Source organism: Nitratidesulfovibrio termitidis HI1, assembly GCF_000504305.1.
GTDB lineage: Bacteria > Desulfobacterota > Desulfovibrionia > Desulfovibrionales > Desulfovibrionaceae > Cupidesulfovibrio > Cupidesulfovibrio termitidis.
On the sequence record NZ_KI632512.1, the window covers coordinates 2,207,689 to 2,228,129 of the forward strand.

The following is a 20,441-nucleotide window of genomic DNA, read 5'->3' on the forward strand; positions in this document are numbered from 1 at the left end:
TCCCATCATGATTATCATTCGCCACCATAGGCATCGCCAATACGTTCAAGCATCCACAACCCCCATCAGGGAGGCGAACCCGATGCACCGTATCCGATGTCTTGCGGCGGCATTCCTCCTGCTCCTGCTGCCCACGGCGCTGCTGGCGTACGAGGTGCCCAAGGAGATCATCATCAAACGGCCCGACAAGAACCAGCCCATGGCCGCATGGGTGGTTCCGGTCACCTTTCCGCACGGCAAGCACGCCGTGCTGAATTCCTGCGATTCGTGCCATCACGAAGAGTCGGACAGGACCCTCGGCCAGTTCCTGCCCTGCACCCAGTGCCACAACAAGCCCACGGTCACGGACACCTCGTCGTTCTACATGGCTTGGCACAACGACAGCACCCACAGTTGCCTGGGCTGCCACCGCAAGATGCGCGAGGCCGGAAAGATGCCGCCCCTCTCGTGCACCCGTGGCTGCCACAAGAAGACGGAGGCCCAATGAACGCTCTCGCCCAATTCGTGGCGCGCCGTGCAGAGGCCGAGGAACGCGGCGTCTCACGGCGCGACTTTCTGAAATTCTGCGGCATGGTGGCCGTGGCCATGGGGCTGGATGTCTCCATGGGCGCGCAGATCGCCCGCGCGCTGGAAGGCAAGAAGAAGCCTTCGGTCGTGTACATGCACGGCGCGGAATGCACCGGCTGCACCGAAGCACTGTTGCGTCTTGTTGATCCGTACTTCGACGTGCTGATCATGGAAGTGGTCTCGCTGGACTACTGCGAGACAGTCATGGCCGCCGCCGGGCACGCCGCCCACGCCGCGTTGCAAAAGGCCATGAAGAATCCGGACGGCTATTTCTGCGTCATCGAAGGGGCCATCCCCACCCGCGACGGCGGGCTGTACGGCCAGGTGGGCGGGCAGACCATGCTTTCGCTGTTCACCGAGGTGGCGGGCAAGGCCAAGGGCGTCATCGCCATAGGCAGTTGCGCCAGCTACGGGGGCATCCAGGCCGCAGCGCCCAACCCGTCGAAAGCCATCGGGGTGGGGGCGGCGCTGAAGCCGCTGGGCATCGCGCCCATCAACCTGCCCGGATGCCCGCCCAACCCCGTGAACTTCGTGGGCACGGTGGTGCACCTGCTGACCAAGGGCCTGCCCGAGCTCGACACCTCGGGCCGCCCCAAGCTGTTCTACGGCAAGACCGTGCACGACATGTGCGAACGGCGGCCCCACTTCGACAAGGGCGAATTCGCCCTGTCGTTCTCGTCGCAGCAGGCGCGCGACGGCTGGTGCCTGCACAAGCTGGGGTGCCGTGGCCCGTGGACGTACAACAACTGTCCAACCGCGCTGTTCAACCAGACCACCTGGCCGGTGCGCTCGGGCGCGCCCTGCATAGGATGCAGCGAACCCGGATTCTGGGACCAGCTTGCCCCCTTCAACCGCGACGTGCGCGAAAAGGGCGATGACGCCTGAGGAGGCATTTCATGGCTGACAAAGCCTATACCGGCCGCATCGTGGTGGACCCGGTCACCCGCATCGAGGGACACCTGAAGATCGACGTCTCGGTCAAGAACGGGGTGGTGGACAACGCATGGTCCAGCACCCAGCTGTTCCGGGGCCTGGAAATCATCGTCAAGGGCCGCCCGCCGGAAGACGTGCACAACTACGTGCAGCGCGCCTGCGGCGTGTGCACCACCACCCACTCGCTGACCAGCATCCGCGCCGTGGAAAACGCCATGGGCTTCAAGGCCCCCCCGGCGGCGGAACTGGTGCGCCACCTGATTCTGGCCACGCTCATCGTGCACGACCATCTGGTGCACTTCTACCACCTGCATTCGCTGGACTTCTGCGACGTGGCCAACGCCCTGAAGGCCGACCCCGTGGCCGCGGCCAAGCTGGCGTCCCAGGTTTCCGGACGCGATGTCGCCCCCGGCGACCTGTTCGTGGTGCACGGCAGGCTGAAGAAATTCGTGGAGGCCGGGCAACTGGGCTGGCTGGACAACGCCTACTTCCTGGGCGGGCACCCGGCCTACCGCCTGTCGCCGGAAGAAAACCTGGTGCTGGCCGCCAACTACATCGAAGCGTTGCGCGTGCAGATGAAGATCGCCAGGGCCATGGCCATCTTCGCGGGCAAAAACCCCCATTCGCAGACCATGCGCGTGGGCGGGGTGACCTGCTACGAGGCCCTGCGGCCCGAACGGCTGGCGGAATTCCGCGCCCTGTACGAGGAATGCCGCACCTTCATCAACCACAACTACCTGGGCGACCTGACCATTCTGGGCCGCCGCTACCCCGAGGTAGCCGCGTACGGGCGCACCACCAACTACATGGACTTCTCCGACTTCCACGACCCGGAAACCGGCAAGGACCCGTTCTTCCGGGGCGGGGTGCTGTGGGGGCACGCCATCGGCAAGGCAGAGGACCTGGACCCCGCGCAGATTCAGGAACACCTGTCGCGCGGCTGGTACAAGCCGGGGCCGCCCGCCCATCCCTATGACGGCGTGACCGACCCGGACTACACCGGCTACGATCCCGACGGCCACTATTCGTGGTCCAAGGCCCCGCGCTACAAGGGCGAGGCCGTGGAAACCGGGGCGCTGGCCCGCCGCCTTATCGCCTATTCGCGCGGGGAAAAGGAAACCGTCACCCGGCTGGACGCCTGGCTTGCCGCCTGCAAGCTGAAGCAGGAAAACCTGTTCTCCACCATGGGCCGCACGGCGGCGCGCATGGTGGAAAGCGTCATCCTGATGAACCGCGTGCAGGGCTGGCTGAACGACCTGGAAGACCGCGCCAAGGCCGGACCCGTGGAAATCTACAAGGAATGGAAGATGCCCGACGAGGCCAAGGGCGTGGGCTTCTGCGCGGTGACGCGCGGGGGGCTTTCGCACTGGATACGCATAGAAAAGGGCAAGACCGCCAACTACCAGATGGTGGTGCCCAGCACCTGGAACCTTGGCCCGCGCTGCGACAAGGGCAAGCCGTCCGCAGTGGAGCAATCGCTGATGGGCAACCCGGTGCTGGACCCCGACCGCCCGGTGGAACTGCTGCGCACGGTGCACTCGTTCGACCCGTGCATTGCCTGTTCCGTGCACGTGCTGCACGCGGGGGGCAAGCGGTCGTTCCGCATCCTGTAGCGGCTGGGACAACCGGAACGACCGGGACAGGGGCGGCAGCGGACGGCCCGACAATTACGCGGGCAGGCCGGCAGCGCGCCGCCTGAAAAGAACACGACAAACGCACAACGGGGCGGACCGCGCATGGCGCGCGGTCCGCCCCGTTTCGCTGTCTTCTTTTTTGGGGGGAGCTGTCCGGCCCTTACGCTTCCGGGCTCAGGTACGGATCGTCGGTGGCCAGGTAGCCGCGCACGTAGTCGTCCACGCCCTCTTCCAGCGACCGGAAGGGCACGTCGCACCCGGCCCGGCGCAGCTTGTCCATGCTGGCCTGGGTGTAATTCTGGTACTTGCCCGCAAGGTGCGCGGGCATGTCCATGTATTCGATGACCGGCTGGCGGTCCATGGACGCGAACACGGCGCGGGCCAGGTCGTTCCAGGTGCGCGAGGCGCCGGTGCCCACGTTGAACACGCCGCCCACCTCGGGGTGCTGCAACAGCCACCACATCACGTCCACGCAGTCCTTCACGTACACGAAATCGCGCATCTGGCCGCCGTCGGCGTAGTCCGGGTGGTTGGAACGGAACAGGGTGATGCGGCCCGCGTTGTTCACGTTGTGGAACGACTTGCAGATGACGCTGCGCATGTCGTCCTTGTGGTATTCGTTGGGGCCGTACACGTTGAAGAACTTCAGGCTGGCGATGGAATCCAGCAGGCCTTCGCGCCGCGCCCACAGGTCGAACAGCTGCTTGGAGTAGCCGTACATGTTCAGGGGCTTCAGGCGGGGCATCAGTTCGTCGTCGTCGGAAAAGCCCAGCGCGCCATCGCCGTAGGTGGCGGCGCTGCTGGCGTTGACGAAGCGCGCGCCGGTCTGCATGGCCAGCGTGCACAGCATGCGGCTGTAGCGAAAGTTGTTTTCCATCAGGAAGTCGGCGTCGCGTTCCGTGGTGGACGAGCACGCCCCCATGTGCACGATGGCGTCCACTTCCCACGGCAGGTCGCCGTGCAGGACCATGTCCATGAACCCGTCGCGGTGGATGTAGTCCGCGTAGCGCAGGTTGACGAGGTTCTTCCACTTTTCCGTGGTGGCCAGGTTGTCCACGATGATGATGTCGTCGATGCCCATGCGGTTCAGCTTCCAGACCATGGCGCTGCCGATGAACCCTGCGCCGCCGGTGACGATGTACATTTCAGGCTCCTTTGCGAAGGCTGCCCGGCAGATGCGCCGGGCGTGCGGCATGATGCCGCGATGCGGGCCGCAGGGCAAGGGGGCGACGGGAGGATGGTCGCACTACCGGCACCAGCGTGCCTTGTAACCATGGAGGCGGGTTTAGACGGGTAGCACCACCAGTTCCGGGCCGTTGGCCGTCATGCGCACGGCCACGCCGTACATGACCGCCGTGGCCGCAAGGGTACGCCCCAGCAGGAAGTCCAGTTCTTCCATGGCCACCCCGGCCCGCTCGCGCACGATGGACCGGAAGGCGAAATCGAAGCGCACGGCTTCCAGAAACGCGTCCACGGCGTGAGCGACCTCGTCCGGCGCCGCCGTATCGTCCGCCCCTTCGGGCAGGGGCATCGGGTGCGCCATGCCGGGGTTGCGGGCGCGCAACTGGTCCGCCGCGCGCCGCAGGGTCGCACCCACGGGGGCCAGCACAGCGTAGCCGCAGCGTTCCTCGTACGCGGCCAGAATGTCTGCCCACGGCACGCCGGGGTCGGCGCAGCCTGCGAGAACCTGACCCTTGGAATCGGCCTGGCTTGCCGAATCCGCCCGGCTTGCCGAATCCGCCTGACCTGTCGAATCTGCCTGTCGGGCCCTTCCGGTGCGTTCCTCCACACCTTCCGCCCATGCCGTCAGCACGTCCAGCCGGGTCACCCGGTCCACGGCGTGCAGGGTCTGGATGGCCCAGGTATCGCGGCACAGCAGGGCGCGACACTCGGCGGGACGGTGCGCGTAGACGCCGCAACGGCTGTCGGCCTGATTCAGGAACAGGCAGGACCAGTCGCCGTCCCGCGCTGCCATGCGCGGGCGCAGCTTCACCAGTTCGCGCTCCAGCGGGCGCAGGTCGCCGCTCAACTCACGGGCCAGTTCACCCGCGCGCAGCGTAAGGCAATGTTCCGGAGCCAGATGCCCGGCCCGGAACAGGGCAAGGTCTTCCGTGTGCAGGGCAGGGCCGCCTTTGCGGCAGCAAGTGCCGCAGCCCCGGCAGTCCACGTTGGCGGCGTCATCCTGCGGGGCCAGGGCGGGCATGTCGTGTTCGTTGTGCATCCGGATTCCGTGAGGGATGAAAAGCGTTGGGAGCAAGCCAGTTGTGCGCGGTCAAGTCGAGCGCAGCGTTCGGGAAGCTGCGCACGGGCGGCGGAATGAAGGCCGGAGAGCTGGCGAGGTGGGAGCCGCCTGCGCGGCGTCGGGTTGGCAACGCCAAGGTCGTGGCCCCGTGCAGCCCATGCCCGAATTCACGCCGGAACGTCGCCGCGCACACCCCGGACTGCCCGGACCACACGCACATGAAAACGGCAGGTGTCGTCCTGCCAGCCCACGAAGCCCATGGACGCGCTGACGAACCACCCCGCCGTGAACGCCTTGCGGTCCGCCGTCCACAGCGGGTCGGGGGTCGGGTCCAGCACGGGGGGCACGCAGTGCCCACCCCCTTCCGGCGGCGGGGCCAGCAGGGTGCAGACCTCGTCCACGGTGGGCAGCCGCCAGTCGTCGAACCCGGCGAAGCGCGCCGCGTTCAGACCGGTCACGTGGGCGCAGGCCTCGGCCAGGGTCAGCCCCCATTCGCTGCCACCGCGCTGCCACAGCAGCCCCGTAGCCGGTTGGTACGCCACCAGCGCGGCAAGATCAATCGGGCTGGCGGGGAGATTGGCGGGGGCGGGGGAAACAAGAAGGCCAGCCGCGCCGCGCTCGGCGGGGGAACCGGCAGGAGCGGCGCCAGCGGCAGCCTCCGCCGCCACGGGTTCCCGCACGGGAAGACCCGGCAGCAGTCCACAAGTTGGGCCGCCGGTGCGACCTGCACCCGATTGAGGAGGTGACGGCGCGAACACCCCGGTGGGCCGCCACAGTTCGTCCAGCCCGAACAGGGCGCGGGCGTTGCGGGGCATGACCTTTACCGGAGTGGACCTGACGGGGGCGGACCTGACGGCAGCAATCTGGCCGGGCACGATGGAGTTCACCGCCGCGTTGCCGCCCGTAGCCGAAGGATTGGCATCCTCCGTGTCCCCCGACCCATCGGGGGCGACATCTGCTCCGTGGTCCGCATTGCCCGGCACGCCAGCATCATTGGTCAAGCCAGCATCGCCCGGCGCGCCGTCCATGTCCGGCAGCAGGCACACCGCATCCACGCGCTGACGCCATGCGGCCACCAGCGCATCCAGTTCCGCCGCCATGGTCCGGGCGTCCGCAAAGCGCTGTGCCGGGTCGCGGGCCATGGCCCGCGCGAAAAAGTCGTCCCACGCCGTGTCCATATCCGCGTGGCGCTTGCTGGCGCGGGGGATGCGCCCGCCAAAGGCCTCGTCCGTGGGCAGCACGCCGGTCAGCATGCGGAACAGCATCACCCCCACGGCAAACAGGTCGGCCCGGCCATCCGCCGCGTCCGGGTCGCGCTCCTGCTCCGGTGCGGCGTAGTACGGCGAACCCACCTTTACCCCGCGCGGCAGGGGCTGCATTTCTCCGCGCAACCGCGAGAGGCCGAAGTCGATGAGCTTCACGTCGTCTTCAGCGGTGACCATGATGTTGAAGGGCTTCACGTCGCGGTGGATCACCCCGGCGTGATGCATGCGGGCCAGCGCGTCCAGGGTCTGCGTGGCGTAGCGGCAGGCGCGCGGCAGCGGCAGGCGGCGGGTGGGGGCCTCTACCCGGTAGCTTTCGCCGATCAGCAGCCCCAGGTTCAGGCAGTAGTATTCCATGACGAAGAACGGCAGATCGCCGAAGCGGGCCACGCGGTCGGCGCGGTCGCGCTCCGGGTCGCAGTCCTCCGGGGCGGCGGAGGTCGTGTCTCGCGTATCTCCCGCGACCTCCACACCCCCAGCGTCCTCCGCAATCGGTGTCCCCGCGCCCTCGCCCCATGCATCGGGCGGCGGGCAGAAATCGTCGCCGGAGGGCAGGCGCAACGTGCCCGCCGGGGCCACATCCACATCCCACACCGCCGCCACGTGAGGGTGGTCCAGCGCGGCCATTACCTGCGCCTCGTGCAGGAAGCGGCGGCGCAGGTCGTCCATATCGGAAAGGTCGGCCAGCGTGTCGGCGGGGCGCAACAGCTTCAGCGCGGCGATGCGCCCGGTGACCGGCTGGCGCACCTTGTACACCGCGCCCATGCCGCCCCGGCCCAGCAGGCCGCAGACCGTGTAACGACCTATGCGCATGGGGAAAATCCTTGCAGCGGGATGCGCGCGGCGCACGGGGGGTGAGCCATGACAAAGGATGGCGGGGAGGATGTCATGCCACGACGGACGTGCGGGCCGGGCACCTCGTCAAAATTAGGATTTTCGTCCGTTGGCAAGGAAAACGAGTCTGTCATGAGGGAGTGCCTCAGCCGTTTTGCGAGTCTTCGAGCATTACGGATGAGGACCGCAACGCATACTCTTATCGTATTCGACCGAGCCTTAGCCGTTAGGGAAGCGCAGCGAACCTTACGGATAAGGACAGCAACGCCATGGCAGACGAAGTTTGACCGCGTTGCGCACGATGCCCGTAAGGTTCGCAAGCTCACCTAACGGGCACGCTTCGCGCCCTTCGGGTCGGTCAGCCAACGGGCGAAAGGACAATTTTGACGCAATCGCTACAGCAGACGGAGCACATACCGCTCATTCACCCCCGCCTCGCGGAAGCGCCGGGCGGCGTCCTGCACGTCGTAGGGGACAAAGCGCACCGTCAGGCGGCGCTGGGCGGGTTCCCACAACAGGTACTTGGCGCGGTTGTCGCCGTCGCGCGGCTGGCCCACGCTGCCCGCGTTGACCAGATAGCGCCCCCCGGCGGGCAGCACGCGCGCGCCTTCTGTCAGCGGCTCGCGGGCCACCACGCCGTCGGCGTCGCGCCGGACCAGTTCAAGGTCATGGGTGTGCCCCACGAAGCAGATGGGCTCCGGAAACCGGTCGAACACCGACGCCAGCCGCTTGCCATGAAATTCGTACAGATAGGTGAAGGGCGAATCGGGCGGCATGCCGTGCACGAAGCGGCAGCCATCGCGCACCAGCACGCGGGGCATGGCGCGGGCCAGTTCCACCTCGTCGTCGTCCAGCCAGTCCATGGTCATGCGCACGGCATCGCGCGACTGGCTGTTGAACTCGCGCAGCCAGCGGGCGTCGGCCACGGCCATCTCGTGGTTGCCCGCCACCGAAGGGATGTGCCGACTGGCCACAAGGCGCAGCACCGGGCCGGGGTCTGGCCCGTAGCCCACGTTGTCGCCAAGGGACACGGCGCAGGTTGCCCCCTGCGCGTCCATGTCGGCCAGTACCGCCTTGAACGCGCCAAGGTTGCCGTGAATGTCGGAAATGACCGCCAGCTTCATGGCTTACGGATAGCAGGCGTGGGGATGGTTGGGAAGGGTGGGAGAGGATGCGCAGCCGGGGAACGCGAAAGCCCCGGCGGGTGGAGAACCCGCCGGGGCCGAGAGACTGCATTGCCTACGGCAGATACGGCTTCGGCGTCACCGGCAGCATGGTGTCGGAAAAGGCGTCGCGCTCGTAAGACGGCGAGTAGCCGGGCGACAGAGGCCGCCAATTGTAGCGGGCATCGGCGCGGGCTTCGCGCCCGTTGGCCGTGGCGGCCTCTGCAACATAGCCGCTGGCGGCCTGCGGGCCGAGGGCCAGTTCGCCGGACATCAGTTGCTGCACGCGGGGCCGGATGGCCCGCACGACCTCGAAGCGGCTGGCGGTCCATTCCGCCCACGCGGTGCGGGCGGCGGCTTCATCGCGGGCGGCAATGGCGGCAATGCCCGCCCAGAACCGGGCGTATTCGGCGGCGCGGCGGTTGGTCCACAAGGGCTTCAGGACGTCCTGCGCGGCCTGGTAGTCTCCGGCACGATACAGCGCATAGCCGCGCCGCACGCCCGCCTGCCAGTCGTCGGGATTTTCGCGCTGGGCGGCGGCGTAGGTTTCCGCAGCCTGACGGAACTGCCCTTCTTCCATCTGCGACGAGGCGCGCATGCTGGTAGTGGCGCAGCCCGTAACGGCAAACGCCGCCAACACGGCGGCGAGGGTAAGCGTGCGAAGGTTGGTGTTCATGGTGTTCTCCTGCCTGCCGGGGTGCATGACGGCCTCGGTACGGGCAGCACCATCATAAGCACGGCCCGGCGGCGCGCAAGGTGTACGTGCGCCCTATCCCGCCATTATCACAAACATTTGCATTGGCTGTGCCATGTGCGCATACAGAGGCAGGGTAGTAGATCGGGTGGTCGTGTCGTGCAGCCCTGATCCCGGCCAGCCCGCCCCGCCATCCTGCCCTTTTCCTTGCGCCCAGTCCGAACGCACGGACAGGCCAGACAGGAAGCAAAAACCCCCCCGGAAGCTCACCGCTTCCGGGGGCGTCATCATTCGCCAATCTGCCGTATCTACGCAACTCTTCCCAATCTTACAGGGCCTTTTCCACCATCTCGCCAAAGGCCACGGTGCCCACGGTGGTGGCGCTGGCCATCTGCGAGGCCAGGTCCACGGTGACGGTGCGGTTGCCTATGGTGGTGTTGATGGCGTTGTAGATGCGGGTGGCCGCATCGTTCCAGCCCATGTGTTCCAGCATCAGCGCGCCGCACAGGATGAGGCTGCCGGGGTTGGCCTTGTCCTGCCCGGCAATGGTGGGCGCCGTGCCGTGGGTGGCTTCGAAGAAGGCCAGCGAGTCGGACATGTTCACGCCCGGCGCAAGGCCAAGGCCGCCCACCTGCGCGGCCAGCGCGTCGGACAGGTAGTCGCCGTTCAGGTTGGGGGTGGCGATCACGCTGTACTGGTCGGGGCGGATCAGCACTTCCTGGAACATGGCGTCGGCAATGCGGTCCTTCACCACCACCTTGCCCGCCGCGCCCCCGGCGTCGGCTTCCAGCACGGCGGCGTCGGCGAACTCGTCGCGCACCACTTCATAGCCCCATTCGCGAAAGCCGCCTTCCGTGAACTTCATGATGTTGCCCTTGTGCACCAGCGTAAGGCTGGACCGCTTCTGGGCCACGGCAAAGTCCATGGCGCGGCGCACCAGCCGCTTGGAGCCGCGCGCGGTCATGGGCTTGATGCCCACGGCGCTTTCCGGGTCCACGTTGGCGCCCAGTTCGTTGCGCAGAAAGTCGATGAGCCGCTTGGCTTCCGGCGTGCCCGCCTTGTATTCGATGCCCGCGTACACGTCCTCGGTGTTTTCGCGGAACACCACCATGTCCACCAGGTCCGGCCGCTTCACGGGCGACATGATGCCCTCGAAGTAGCGGATGGGCCGGATGCAGGCGTACAGATCCAGCGTCTGGCGCAGGGTGACGTTAAGGCTGCGGAAGCCCTTGCCCACCGGGGTGCCCAGCGGCCCCTTGATGGCCAGTTCCGCGCCGCGCAGGGCCTGCATGGTGGCCTCGGGCAGGTATTCGCCAGTGGCGGCGTAGGCCTTTTCACCGGCCAGCAGTTCCTTCCATTCGATGGAGCGCGCGTCGCCGTAGGTTTTCGCCACCGCCGCATCGATGACGGGACGGGCGGCCTTCCATACGTCGGGGCCGATGCCGTCGCCTTCAATCCAGTAGACCGTCTTCCGCATGGAGGCGCTCCTTTGCGCAGACCCCGCCGGGGCGGGGCCGTACTGTCGTGCTGATGTCGTGCTGCCGAAAAGCAGCCGGGCGGCGTGCCGCCCGGCCTTGTATCACGTGCTTCCGGTGGGATCCGGTGTACCCTTGGGGGTCAGTTCCGGTAGCCGGTTTGGCGGATTTTGTCAAAACGGGACCGTCCCCCGCGCAGGGCTGAACGGTCCCGAAGGTTTGCGAATGCTGTTGCGCCGCATGGGGGCGCCGGGCAGGGTGCTACCCCGCCCAGCCCACCCAACCCCGCTACTTCCACGCGGCCAGAAACGATTCGGCGCTGTTGCCCGCGTCGATGTGGCGCAACAGGGCAGAGCCGAACACCACCGCATCGGGCCGGTCGGGGAAGCCTTCCAGCTGCTTCGGTTCCTTGATGCCGAAGCCCAGCGCCAGCGGCAGGCGAAAGGCCTTGCGCGCGCGGGCCAGCGTCTGCGGCACCTCCGGCGGCAGGCCCTCGCGCACGCCGGTGATGCCCAGCACCGACACCACGTACACGTAGCCGGAGGCCACGGCGGCGTATTCGGCCATGCGTTCCTCGCTGGTGTTGGGGCCGACAAGGGCGATGAGGTCTATGCCCCGCGCGGCCAGCAGCGCGCGCATCTCCGCGTCTTCCTCCAACGGCAGGTCGGGCACGATGAAGCCCGCCACCCCCGCCGCCGCCGCGTCCGCCGCCAGGTTTTCCAACCCGTATTGCAGGAACGGGTTGTAGTAGCCCATCAGCACCAGCTCGGCGTCGTAGCGGCCCGCGCGGGCCTTCAGGCCGTCCAGTATCCAGCGCAGGGTCACGCCGTTTTCCAGCGCGCGCAGCGATGCCGCCTCCACCACCGGGCCGTCGGCCACCGGGTCGGAGAACGGCACGCCGATCTCGATGACATCCGCGCCGCCGCGATCAAGGCCGTCCATTTCGTCCCAGAAGCGGTCCAGCGTGGGAAAGCCCGCCGTCAGAAAGGGCACCAGCGCGGGCCGCCCCGCCGCGTTGGCGGCAGCCACGCGGGCTTCCAGCCGCGACACCGGGGCATCGGGCAGCATGTCGTTCATGTCGGTATGAATGGCCGCGCTCATGCCAGCTCTCCTTCGCGGAACAGCACTTCCCGCACGATTTCCATGTCCTTGTCGCCCCGGCCCGAAAGGTTGACCACCACGTGTCCCCCGGCAGGCAGCTTGTCCCGGTTGTTCAGCACCCACGCCAGCGCGTGCGACGATTCCAGCGCGGGGATGATGCCCTCGCGCCGGGTCAGGGCCTGGAAGGCCCCCAGCGCCTGACTGTCGGTGGCCATGCCGTAGGTCACCCGGCCAATGGCCCCCAGATACGCGTGCTCCGGCCCCACGCCTGGGTAGTCCAGCCCGGCGGACACGGAGTGCGACGGCTCGATCTGACCGTCCGCGTCCTGCAGCAGCATGGTCATCTGGCCGTGCAGCACGCCGGGGCGGCCCAGGTTGATGGGCGCGGAATTGTAGCAGCCCGGCTCGCCGGTGCCTGCCGCCTCTACCCCCACGATGCGCACCGAGGCGTCATCCACGAACGGATGGAACATGCCGATGGCGTTGGAGCCGCCGCCCACGCAGGCCACCACCATGTCGGGCAGCTGGCCCGTGCGCTCCAGCATCTGGGCGCGGGTTTCGCGCCCGATGACGCATTGCAGGTCGCGCACCAGCGTGGGGAAGGGGTGCGGCCCCGCCGCCGTGCCGAAGCAGTAGTGCGTGGAATCCTGCTGGGCAATCCAGTAGCGCAGGGCCTCGTTGATGGCGTCCTTCAGGGTCTTGGTGCCGCTCTGCACGGGCACCACCTTGGCCCCCAGCAGCTTCATGCGCATGACGTTGGGGGCCTGACGCACCACGTCCGTCGCGCCCATGTAGATCACGCATTCCATGCCCAGACGCGCCGCCGCCGCCGCCGTGGCCACGCCGTGCTGGCCCGCGCCCGTTTCCGCCACCAGCGCGGTCTTGCCCATGTACTTGGCCAGCAGCGCCTGCCCAAGCGTGTTGTTGACCTTGTGCGCGCCGGTGTGCAGCAGGTCTTCGCGCTTCAGCCACAGGTTCACGCCCAGTTCCGCCGACAGCGTGGGGCAGGCCGTGAGCGGGGTTTCGCGCCCGGCAAAGTTGCGCAAAAGGTCGTCCAGTTCCGCCCGGAACTTGTCCGAGGGCAGGATGTCGCGCATGGCGGCTTCCAGTTCCCGCAGCGGCGGCATGAGCAACTCGGGCACGAACTGCCCGCCGAACTCGCCGAAATAGCCTTTTTTCATGGTGGTATCCTTTGGCGCGGGAGCGCCAGTTGGTATCGACTATGCCGTGCGCAGCACCGCAAGGGCGGCGGCCACGCGGGTTGCATCCTTCTGGCCGGGGGCGCTTTCCACCCCCGAATTGAGATCGACGCCGATCAGCATGGCGGGGTCATGGCCGCCGCAGGCGGCAACGGCGCTGGCCGCGTTGTCCGGGGTCAGACCGCCCGCCAGCAGCCACGGCGCGCCGGGAGCCAGACCGCGCAAGGCGGCCCAGTCCATGGTGGCCCCGTGACCGCCGCCGCTGGTGCCCGCATCCAGCAGAAAGCAGCGCACATGCGGGGCAAGCCCGGCGAGTTCTGCTTCCAGCGCGGTGCGGTCCGCATGCCGTTGCGGCCATGCCACGCGAACGACCCGTTCACGCCCCACCCGGTCGCAGAAGGCGGCATCCTGCCCGCCGTGCAACTGGGCGAAGTCCAGCCGGACCGCGTCCATGATGGCCAGCACCTCGTCGGCGGACTGTTTCACGAACACCCCCACCCGCGCCATGCCATGGCTGCGCAGCCCGGCAGCCACGGCGGGCGTTACCGCGCGCGGGCTGGCCGGGTGGAAGATGAACCCGCACAGGTCCACCCCGGCCTCCGCGCAGGCGTCCGCATCCTGCTGCCGGGTCAGGCCGCAGACCTTCACCAGCAGGCGGTTGGGACTATCGAACAGGGCGGCTGGTGTCATCGGGCACCTTCGTTTTCGCAGCAATCCGGCACGACAGGTTTTTCGTTCTCCGGCAAGGAAGGCGAGCCCGACGCGCAGGGAGCGTACTCCGACCGTACGTGACCGGAGCAGGCGGCGCAGCCTGACGACGCCGGAGGACGAAAGGACGGAGTGCCCTCGCGTCCGAGGAGACGCATCAGCGAACCTTCAAGGTCGCCCCCATCCATCAGCGCGGTGCCCACCAATGCCGCGTCATACCCGGCATCGGCGGCTTCCGCCAGGTGGCGGTATTCGGCGATGCCGCTGGCCGCTATCCAGACCTCGTCGGGTTCGCTCAGCGGCCCCAGACGCAGGCAGGCGGTGCGGTCCACGGCCAGGGTTTCCAGATCGCGGTTGTTCACCTGGATGATCCGCGCGCCGGATTCGCGCGCCAGCGCAAGATCCGCCTCGTCGAATATCTCCACCACGGCATGCATCCCGTACGCTTCGGCCTGTTCGCGCAGGTCGCGCAGGGTGCGCGCATCTGGAGTCAGCCGCACGATGAGCAGCAGGGCCGACGCCGGGGTGGCCGCCGTGGCTTCCACCTGCAACGGGTCCATGATGAAGTCCTTGCGCAGCAGGGGTACAGTCGGAGCGACTGCCGCCATGCGTTCCAGATAGGCCAGGTCACCGCCGAAGTACTGTTCCTCGGTCAGCACCGAGATGGCCGTGGCCCCTGCGGAAGTATAGGCCGTGGCTGCGTCCTCCGGCGACACGCCCGTCTCGATGACCCCGCGCGAGGGCGAGGCGCGTTTGTACTCGGCGATGACCGACACCGGCGCACCCCGGTACCCCGTGCGATCCTGCAACGCCCGCAGGAAGTCCGGGCGCGGGGTGCCGCCGGAACCTGTCCCGACCGTTCCTGCAAGCAGCGGCGCGGGCAGCCCGCCGACAGCGGCCAGCTTGCGCAGCCGGTCCAGTTCCGGCTGCTTGGCTATGCGAAAGCGATCAAGCATGCAGCACCTTCCCCCCTGCCCCGGCTGCCAGCGCCAGCCGCGCTGCGGCCATGGCGTCGGGCAGGGCCAGACCCGGCTCCAGCAGGTGCAGGGCCATGCCCACGTTCAGCACCAGCATGTCGCGCATGGGGGCGGGACCGCCGCCGGACAGCAGTTCGCGCAGCACGCGCACGGCGGTGTCGCGGTCGGGCACGGCCAGTTCTTCGGGGGTGCAGGGCGCGATGCCGTAGTCCGCCGGGTCCACGCTGATTTCCGTGAGCGAGCCGTGGCCTTCGCCGTCGCCCTCCAGCAGCATGATGTGCGCGGGGCCCATGGGCGTCAGTTCATCATAGCCGCCCGCGCCATGCACCACCGCCGCCCGGCGCACGCCGGTCAGCAGCAGGGTCCGGGCCATCAGCGGCAGCAGTTCGGCGCGGGCCACGCCCAGCAGCATGTGGCTGGGACGGGCCGGGTTGAGCAGCGGCCCCAGCAGGTTGAACAGGGTGCGCACGCCCAGTTCGCGCCGGATGGGCATGACGTTGCGGAACGTTGGGTGGAAGCGCGGCGCGAACAGGAAGGCGAAGTTGCGCTGTGCCACCAGCGCGCGCACGTCGTCCGGGTCCAGTTCCAGCGGCAGGCCCAGGCCCTCCACCGCGTCCGCCGCCCCGCACGAGGACGACACCGCGCGGTTGCCGTGCTTGACCACCCGATGGCCCATGCCCGCCAGGGTCAGCGCCGTGGCCGTGGAGCAGTTGAAGGACGAGCGGCCATCGCCGCCGGTGCCCACGATGTCGATGGTGGGGCCGTCAATGCCGGTCACCCGCACGGCGCGGGCCAGCGCGGCGCGCACCGCCTCGGTGAGTTCCTGCGGGGTCTCGCCCTTCATGCGCAGCCCCATCAGGAACGAACCCGCCTGCGCGCAGGTCATCTCGCCGTCCATCAGGCGCGAGAACCCGGCCTCGGCCAGCTCCGGCGCAAGATCAACGCCCGTGGCCAGTGTTTCCAGTATGGTGGAAGTTGCAGTCTGCATTTGCTGTCTCCTTCAGGAGTTCTTTATGGGACGGGCAGCCTACCTAAAGGGGGTGCAGGGGGCCTGCCCCCTGCCCGCCGGAGGCGAACAAAAAACCTCTCCGCTGCCCCGCTCCTACTTCCCCGCCACCTGGGCGGGAAAGTTGGCGAGCATGCGCACGCCGTCGGGGGTCAGCACGGATTCGGGGTGGAACTGCACGCCCACCCAGGGCCGGTCGGTGTAGCGCAGGGCCATCACCTCGCCCTCGGGGGCGCGGGCGGTGACGGCCAGCAGGTCGGGGCGTTCCTCGGCATGCACGATGAGCGAGTGGTAGCGGCCCACCTGCATGGGGCTGGGCACGCCGTGGAACAGACCCTGCCCGTCGTGGGTAATGTCCGAGGTCTTGCCGTGCATGATGCGCGGGCCCACATCCACGGTGGCCCCGGCGAACAGGCCCAGCACCTGATGGCCCAGGCACACGCCCAGCACGGGCACGGTGTGCGGCAGACGCGACAGGAAATCGAGGCAGAAGCCCGCGTTGCGCGGGTGGCTGGGGCCTGGCGAGATGCACACCATCGAAAGCTTCGGGTCTTCGGCCATGGCGGGCACGGCGGGATCGTCGTTGCGGACCACCACCGGCTTCAGCCCAAGGCCGTAGAACGCCTGCACCAGATTGAAGGTGAACGAGTCGTAGTTATCGATTAACAGGAACATATTCCCCTCCGGTGACGGCGGCGCGGATGACGGCGGTCTTGTTGTTGCATTCCTTCCATTCCATTTCGGGCACGGAATCGAACACGATGCCTGCGCCGGCCTGCCAGTGCACCTGCCCGTCGCGCACCCACAGCGAGCGGATGGTGATGCCGGTGTCCAGGTTCACGCTGCCCCGGTCCAGCCCCAGCCAGCCGATGGCGCCCGCGTAGGGGCCGCGCGCCAGGCCTTCCGCCTCGGAGATGATTTCCATGGCCCGCACCTTGGGCGCGCCGCTGACGGTGCCCGCCGGGAAGGTGGCGGCCAGCACGTCCAGCGCGTCGCGGCCCGGTTCGATCTGCGCGGTGACGCGCGAGGTCAGGTGCATGACGTGCGAGAACTTTTCCACGTCCATGAACCGCTCCACCTGCACGGTGCCCGGCGCGGCAATGCGGCCAAGGTCGTTGCGGCCAAGGTCCACCAGCATGACGTGCTCGGCGCGTTCCTTGGGGTCTTCCAGCAGTTCCTGGGCCAAGGCGGCGTCGTGGGCGTCGTCCGTGCCGCGCGGGCGGGTGCCCGCGATGGGGCTGACCTGCAACTTGTCCGCCCGGCAGCGCACCATGACCTCCGGCGACGACCCCAGCAGCGAAACGCCGGGCAGGCGCATGAAGAACATGTACGGCGACGGGTTGATGCGGCGCAGACGGCGGTACAGCGTGAACGGGTCGCCGCTGAACGATGCCTGGAAACGGGTGGACAGCACCACCTGAATGGCCTCGCCCTCGCGGATCATGTCCTTCACCCGGGCCACGGCGCGGGTGTACACGGCCTGTTCCGGCACGTTGACCACGGGGCCGACTTCCGGCGGTTCCGGCGTGCGGTCCACCTGGCTGCGGTCCACCCTGGCGCCGGGCAGGTCGGTGAGCGAAAGCTGGCACAGCCGGTTGTACAGGTGGTCGAACACCACCACGGTGCCGGGCAGGGCCAGGCAGGCTTCCGCCGACGACGGCGGCAGCACCTTGGCCAGCTTGGGTTCGAACAGCCCGGACACGCCGTAGCCGAAATAGCCGTACAGGGCGCGGGTGATGGGGGGCTGGTCGGCAAAGGCACCGTCCGGTTCGATGCGCAGGGCGCGCATCACCGCGCGGGTGCCCTCGATGAAGCCCATGCCGTCGAACCGGCGCAGCGGGGCAAGGCGCGGGTCGCGCACGGCTACTTCCAGCTTGCCGTCGCGGCAGCCAAGACGCAGCAGGAAGTTGAAGGCGATGACGCTGTACCGGCCCCAACGGCCGTCCACTTCGGCACTTTCCAGCAGAATGCCCTGCCCGGACCCCACCATGCCCAGGAACACGCTGATGGGGGTGTCCACATCGGCCTCCAGCCAGCGACCGGTCTGGCGCAGCACGATCTCGCCGCCTTCGGGCAGCGGGGGAATGTCGTCCCCGGAACCGTTGGTGACGCAAGCGCAGCCGTTGGCCTGGGTCTGCGTGACTTCCGGCGTCTGGGGGGCCTGTGCCGTTTCGGGGGCTTCCGCCTGATCGGGCATTTCAGCCTGTGCGGGCATTTCGGGCATTTCCATCTGGATTCTCCTTCAAGTTCGGCGTGCCGTGAGTGGTGCGTTGAAAACAAAAAGCCGCGCTCCCGGGGAGGGAGCGCGGCCTACTATTGCCTTGTCCGTTACTCTACTACTCGCGTGCAGCTATGACGGACGCACTCCTCCCCTTTCGGTGTGCGAACGCCACCACCACTGGGCGCGATCAACCAGCACGTCCACATCGCCGGCGGCGGCGAAGTTGAGGAACGACAGGTAGCTGCGGACAGCGGTCTGGCTGTGGGGATTGGCTTCGAACATGCCTTCGAAGAGGGATGCATCTTCCGTGAGCATCTTGCGCGCCGCGTCGAGGCGGCGGCGGAACGAGGGGGTGATGAAGGGGGTAAGCTCGTCGCGGTGGGCCAGCGTGGCAAGGTAGGCAACGCTGGTGATGAAGTTCAGGCCCTGGATGCAGGCGGCGGCCTCGTCGTGCTCGTCCGCAGTGGTGCGGAAGGGCACGCAGCCCATGTCGGCGAACACGCGCTCGATAAGCGCCACATCCGCCTCGTGCGCACCTTCGCCGGGGGTCACGGCCACGCGCAGGTTCTCGGCAGGGGCACCCGCCGGGGGTACCGGGCCGAACAGCGGGTGGGTGCCCACCACGGGGCCCGCATAGTGGTGCTCCATGACCTGCATGGGGCGCACCTTGACGGAAGTGATGTCCGCCAGCACCTGCATGCCGTTCAGCAGCGGGGCCACCTGACGCAGCACCTCGTCCATGGTTTCCACGGGCACGCACAGCAGCACGGCGGCGGCACCGTCCACGGCATGACGCAAGGCATCCTGCGTCAGCGGACGGTCCACGCCCCCCACCGCGTATCCTGCGGCGGAGAGCCTGTCGGCGAACAGGCGGCCCATGCGGCCCCCCGCGCCGACCAGCGCGATTTTCACTGCGTTCATGCGCGTACCTTTTCCCACTCGTTCCAGAAATGCGGGAACGACTTTGCCACGCAGGCAGGGTCGTCCAAAGCCACCTGTACCCCGGCAAACCCCAGAAGCGCAAGACTCATGGCCATGCGATGGTCGCCGTATGACAAAAATGGCATCACTTTTTCGTCATTACCCGAGGCTGGCGCCGGTGCGGGACCGCCGCTGCGCAGCGAACCGTACACGACGAGGCCGTCGTCCAGTTCTTCCACCCGCACCCCGGCCTTGCGCAGTTCCGCCGCCGGGGCGGACAACCGGTCGCATTCCTTGATGCGCAGGTGCGCCACGTTGCGGATGGTGGTCACGCCCTGGGCAAAGGCCGCCGTGGCCGCCACCGTGGGCACCAGGTCCGGGCAGTGGCCCATGTCCACTTCCACGCCGGTCAGGCTGGAAGGGGCCACCACCACGCCGTTGTCGGCCCGCTCGAAGCGAGCGCCCATGCGGCCCAAGATGTCCAGCATGGCCCGGTCGCCCTGCAACGAATCCACCCGCAAGCCTGCCACGCGCACCGGGCGCGGACCCACGGCCCCCGCAGCCAGGAAGTACGAGGCGTTGGACCAGTCGCCCTCCACCCGGTAATTGCCCGCGCGGTACACCCCCGGCGACACCACGAAACGCACCAGACCGGGCCGGACTTCGCGCAGGGTGCGCCAGTCGTCGGCCTGCCACTTGCCGCGCGGGGTTTCGCGCGTTTCCACGCGAAAGCCGATGCCAAAGTCTTCCAGGGCTTGCAGGGTCAGGGCCACGTACGGCCACGACACCACCTTGTCGCCGGAAACCTCTATGGTCAGCCCGCTGGTAAGCGGCGCGGCCAGCAGCAGCCCCGACAGATACTGGCTGGATTCGCCAAGGCCGATGGCGGCCGAACCGCCGGACATGCCGTCGGAATCGATGAGCAGGGGCGGGCAGCCTTCGCGACCTTCGTAGGTCACGCGCACCCCGCGGTCGCGCAGCACGTCCACCAGTTCGCCGATGGGCCGTTCGTGCATGCGCGGCGCGCCGTGGATGCGGAACATCCCCTTGCCCGCCGCCAGCACCGCCGTCAGCAGGCGGCAGGTGGTGCCCGATTCGTGCACGTCGCACGATACCGGCGCGTCGAACCCGCCCGCAGGCGTGCCCGCCACGCCGGACACCGCGAACCTGCCGTCGCCCTGGCGCTCGATGCGCGCGCCCGCCGCACGCAGGATGTCTGCCGTGCGCTCGATGTCGCGGCTTTCCAGCACGTGCTCCACCACCGAATCACCCGCGGCCAGCGCCGCCCCGATCAGCATGCGGTGCGACACCGACTTGGACGGCGGTGCCGCCACGGTCACGGTTTCCCGTTTGGTTTCCATGGAAATTCCTTTGGATATCTTTCGGGAGAGTTACCGGGGAGGGGCTACCACCCCGGCCCCCAGCTTTGCTGTCGCCATCCGTAAGGCTCGCGCTGCGCGCTCGCCTGACGGCTGCCGCTCCCCCCAAACTTCTTCTTTGGGGC

General features: G+C 68.1%; 17 protein-coding genes and 1 pseudogene. 3 read left to right on the forward strand and 15 right to left on the reverse strand.

Annotation, left to right across the window (positions count from 1 at the left end):
* Positions 1 to 82: 82 nt before the first annotated feature.
* Genes DESTE_RS09075 through DESTE_RS09085 form a run of 3 tightly spaced genes read left to right on the forward strand, consistent with a single transcriptional unit; the run spans position 83 to position 3,113 of the window.
* The gene (locus tag DESTE_RS09075; RefSeq protein ID WP_035067054.1) at positions 83 to 487 is read left to right on the forward strand and encodes a cytochrome c3 family protein; all 405 of its coding nucleotides are present in this window, start codon (positions 83 to 85) and stop codon (positions 485 to 487) included.
* Positions 484 to 1,452 (forward strand): hydrogenase small subunit, encoded by a 969-nt coding sequence (locus DESTE_RS09080; RefSeq protein ID WP_035067056.1) that lies wholly within the window; start codon positions 484 to 486, stop codon positions 1,450 to 1,452. The genes DESTE_RS09075 and DESTE_RS09080 overlap by 4 nt, the downstream gene beginning before the upstream one ends.
* Before the next feature lie 11 nt (positions 1,453 to 1,463).
* Entirely contained in the window at positions 1,464 to 3,113 is a 1,650-nt protein-coding gene (locus DESTE_RS09085) for a nickel-dependent hydrogenase large subunit (RefSeq protein WP_035067059.1), read from the forward strand.
* A 181-nt stretch (positions 3,114 to 3,294) separates the two neighbouring features.
* Here the strand turns inward: DESTE_RS09085 and rfaD are convergent, their stop codons facing one another.
* The 15 genes and pseudogenes from rfaD to DESTE_RS09160 form a co-directional block, all read right to left on the reverse strand.
* The gene (rfaD, locus tag DESTE_RS09090) at positions 3,295 to 4,278 is read right to left on the reverse strand and encodes an ADP-glyceromanno-heptose 6-epimerase (RefSeq protein ID WP_035067061.1); all 984 of its coding nucleotides are present in this window, start codon (positions 4,276 to 4,278) and stop codon (positions 3,295 to 3,297) included.
* Positions 4,279 to 4,419: 141 nt separating this feature from the next.
* Positions 4,420 to 5,355: a YkgJ family cysteine cluster protein gene (locus DESTE_RS09095; protein ID WP_035067064.1), complete on the reverse strand. Its 936-nt coding sequence runs from the start codon at positions 5,353 to 5,355 to the stop codon at positions 4,420 to 4,422.
* 188 nt (positions 5,356 to 5,543) lie between these two features.
* On the reverse strand, positions 5,544 to 7,451 hold the full coding sequence (locus DESTE_RS09100; RefSeq protein WP_035067065.1) for a protein kinase domain-containing protein: 1,908 nt from the start codon (positions 7,449 to 7,451) through the stop codon (positions 5,544 to 5,546).
* 416 nt (positions 7,452 to 7,867) lie between these two features.
* The gene (locus tag DESTE_RS09105) at positions 7,868 to 8,596 is read right to left on the reverse strand and encodes a metallophosphoesterase family protein (RefSeq protein ID WP_035067067.1); all 729 of its coding nucleotides are present in this window, start codon (positions 8,594 to 8,596) and stop codon (positions 7,868 to 7,870) included.
* Between the two features lie 115 nt (positions 8,597 to 8,711).
* Positions 8,712 to 9,311 (reverse strand): tetratricopeptide repeat protein, encoded by a 600-nt coding sequence (locus DESTE_RS09110; protein ID WP_245590788.1) that lies wholly within the window; start codon positions 9,309 to 9,311, stop codon positions 8,712 to 8,714.
* 346 nt (positions 9,312 to 9,657) lie between these two features.
* Complete coding sequence (gene icd / locus DESTE_RS09115; RefSeq protein ID WP_035067071.1) at positions 9,658 to 10,806, reverse strand: NADP-dependent isocitrate dehydrogenase; 1,149 nt, start codon at positions 10,804 to 10,806, stop codon at positions 9,658 to 9,660.
* A gap of 286 nt (positions 10,807 to 11,092) precedes the next feature.
* On the reverse strand, positions 11,093 to 11,872 hold the full coding sequence (gene trpA / locus DESTE_RS09120) for a tryptophan synthase subunit alpha (protein ID WP_035070052.1): 780 nt from the start codon (positions 11,870 to 11,872) through the stop codon (positions 11,093 to 11,095).
* Positions 11,873 to 11,901: 29 nt separating this feature from the next.
* A complete protein-coding gene (gene trpB, locus DESTE_RS09125; protein ID WP_035067073.1) occupies positions 11,902 to 13,086 on the reverse strand; it encodes a tryptophan synthase subunit beta in 1,185 nt (394 codons plus the stop codon).
* A 39-nt stretch (positions 13,087 to 13,125) separates the two neighbouring features.
* Positions 13,126 to 13,794, reverse strand: a complete 669-nt coding sequence (locus DESTE_RS09130) for a phosphoribosylanthranilate isomerase (RefSeq protein ID WP_051384398.1) — start codon at positions 13,792 to 13,794, stop codon at positions 13,126 to 13,128.
* Positions 13,795 to 13,952: 158 nt separating this feature from the next.
* A pseudogene (locus tag DESTE_RS09135) lies at positions 13,953 to 14,768 on the reverse strand (indole-3-glycerol-phosphate synthase); the annotation flags it as partial.
* Positions 14,761 to 15,777 carry an anthranilate phosphoribosyltransferase gene (trpD, locus tag DESTE_RS09140; RefSeq protein WP_035067075.1) on the reverse strand — a complete coding sequence of 339 codons (1,017 nt, stop codon included), beginning with the start codon at positions 15,775 to 15,777 and terminating at the stop codon, positions 14,761 to 14,763. The gene trpD and the pseudogene DESTE_RS09135, both read right to left, overlap by 8 nt.
* Positions 15,778 to 15,891: 114 nt before the next feature.
* Positions 15,892 to 16,470, reverse strand: coding sequence for an anthranilate synthase component II (locus tag DESTE_RS09145; RefSeq protein ID WP_035067076.1), 579 nt, complete (start codon positions 16,468 to 16,470; stop codon positions 15,892 to 15,894).
* Positions 16,451 to 18,025, reverse strand: coding sequence for an anthranilate synthase component I family protein (locus DESTE_RS09150; RefSeq protein ID WP_156925309.1), 1,575 nt, complete (start codon positions 18,023 to 18,025; stop codon positions 16,451 to 16,453). The genes DESTE_RS09145 and DESTE_RS09150 overlap by 20 nt, the downstream gene beginning before the upstream one ends.
* Before the next feature lie 120 nt (positions 18,026 to 18,145).
* Entirely contained in the window at positions 18,146 to 18,937 is a 792-nt protein-coding gene (locus DESTE_RS09155) for a prephenate dehydrogenase (protein ID WP_035067077.1), read from the reverse strand.
* The gene (locus tag DESTE_RS09160) at positions 18,934 to 20,298 is read right to left on the reverse strand and encodes a 3-phosphoshikimate 1-carboxyvinyltransferase (RefSeq protein WP_035067080.1); all 1,365 of its coding nucleotides are present in this window, start codon (positions 20,296 to 20,298) and stop codon (positions 18,934 to 18,936) included. Before DESTE_RS09160 ends, DESTE_RS09155 begins: the two co-directional genes overlap by 4 nt.
* Positions 20,299 to 20,441 lie beyond the last annotated feature (143 nt).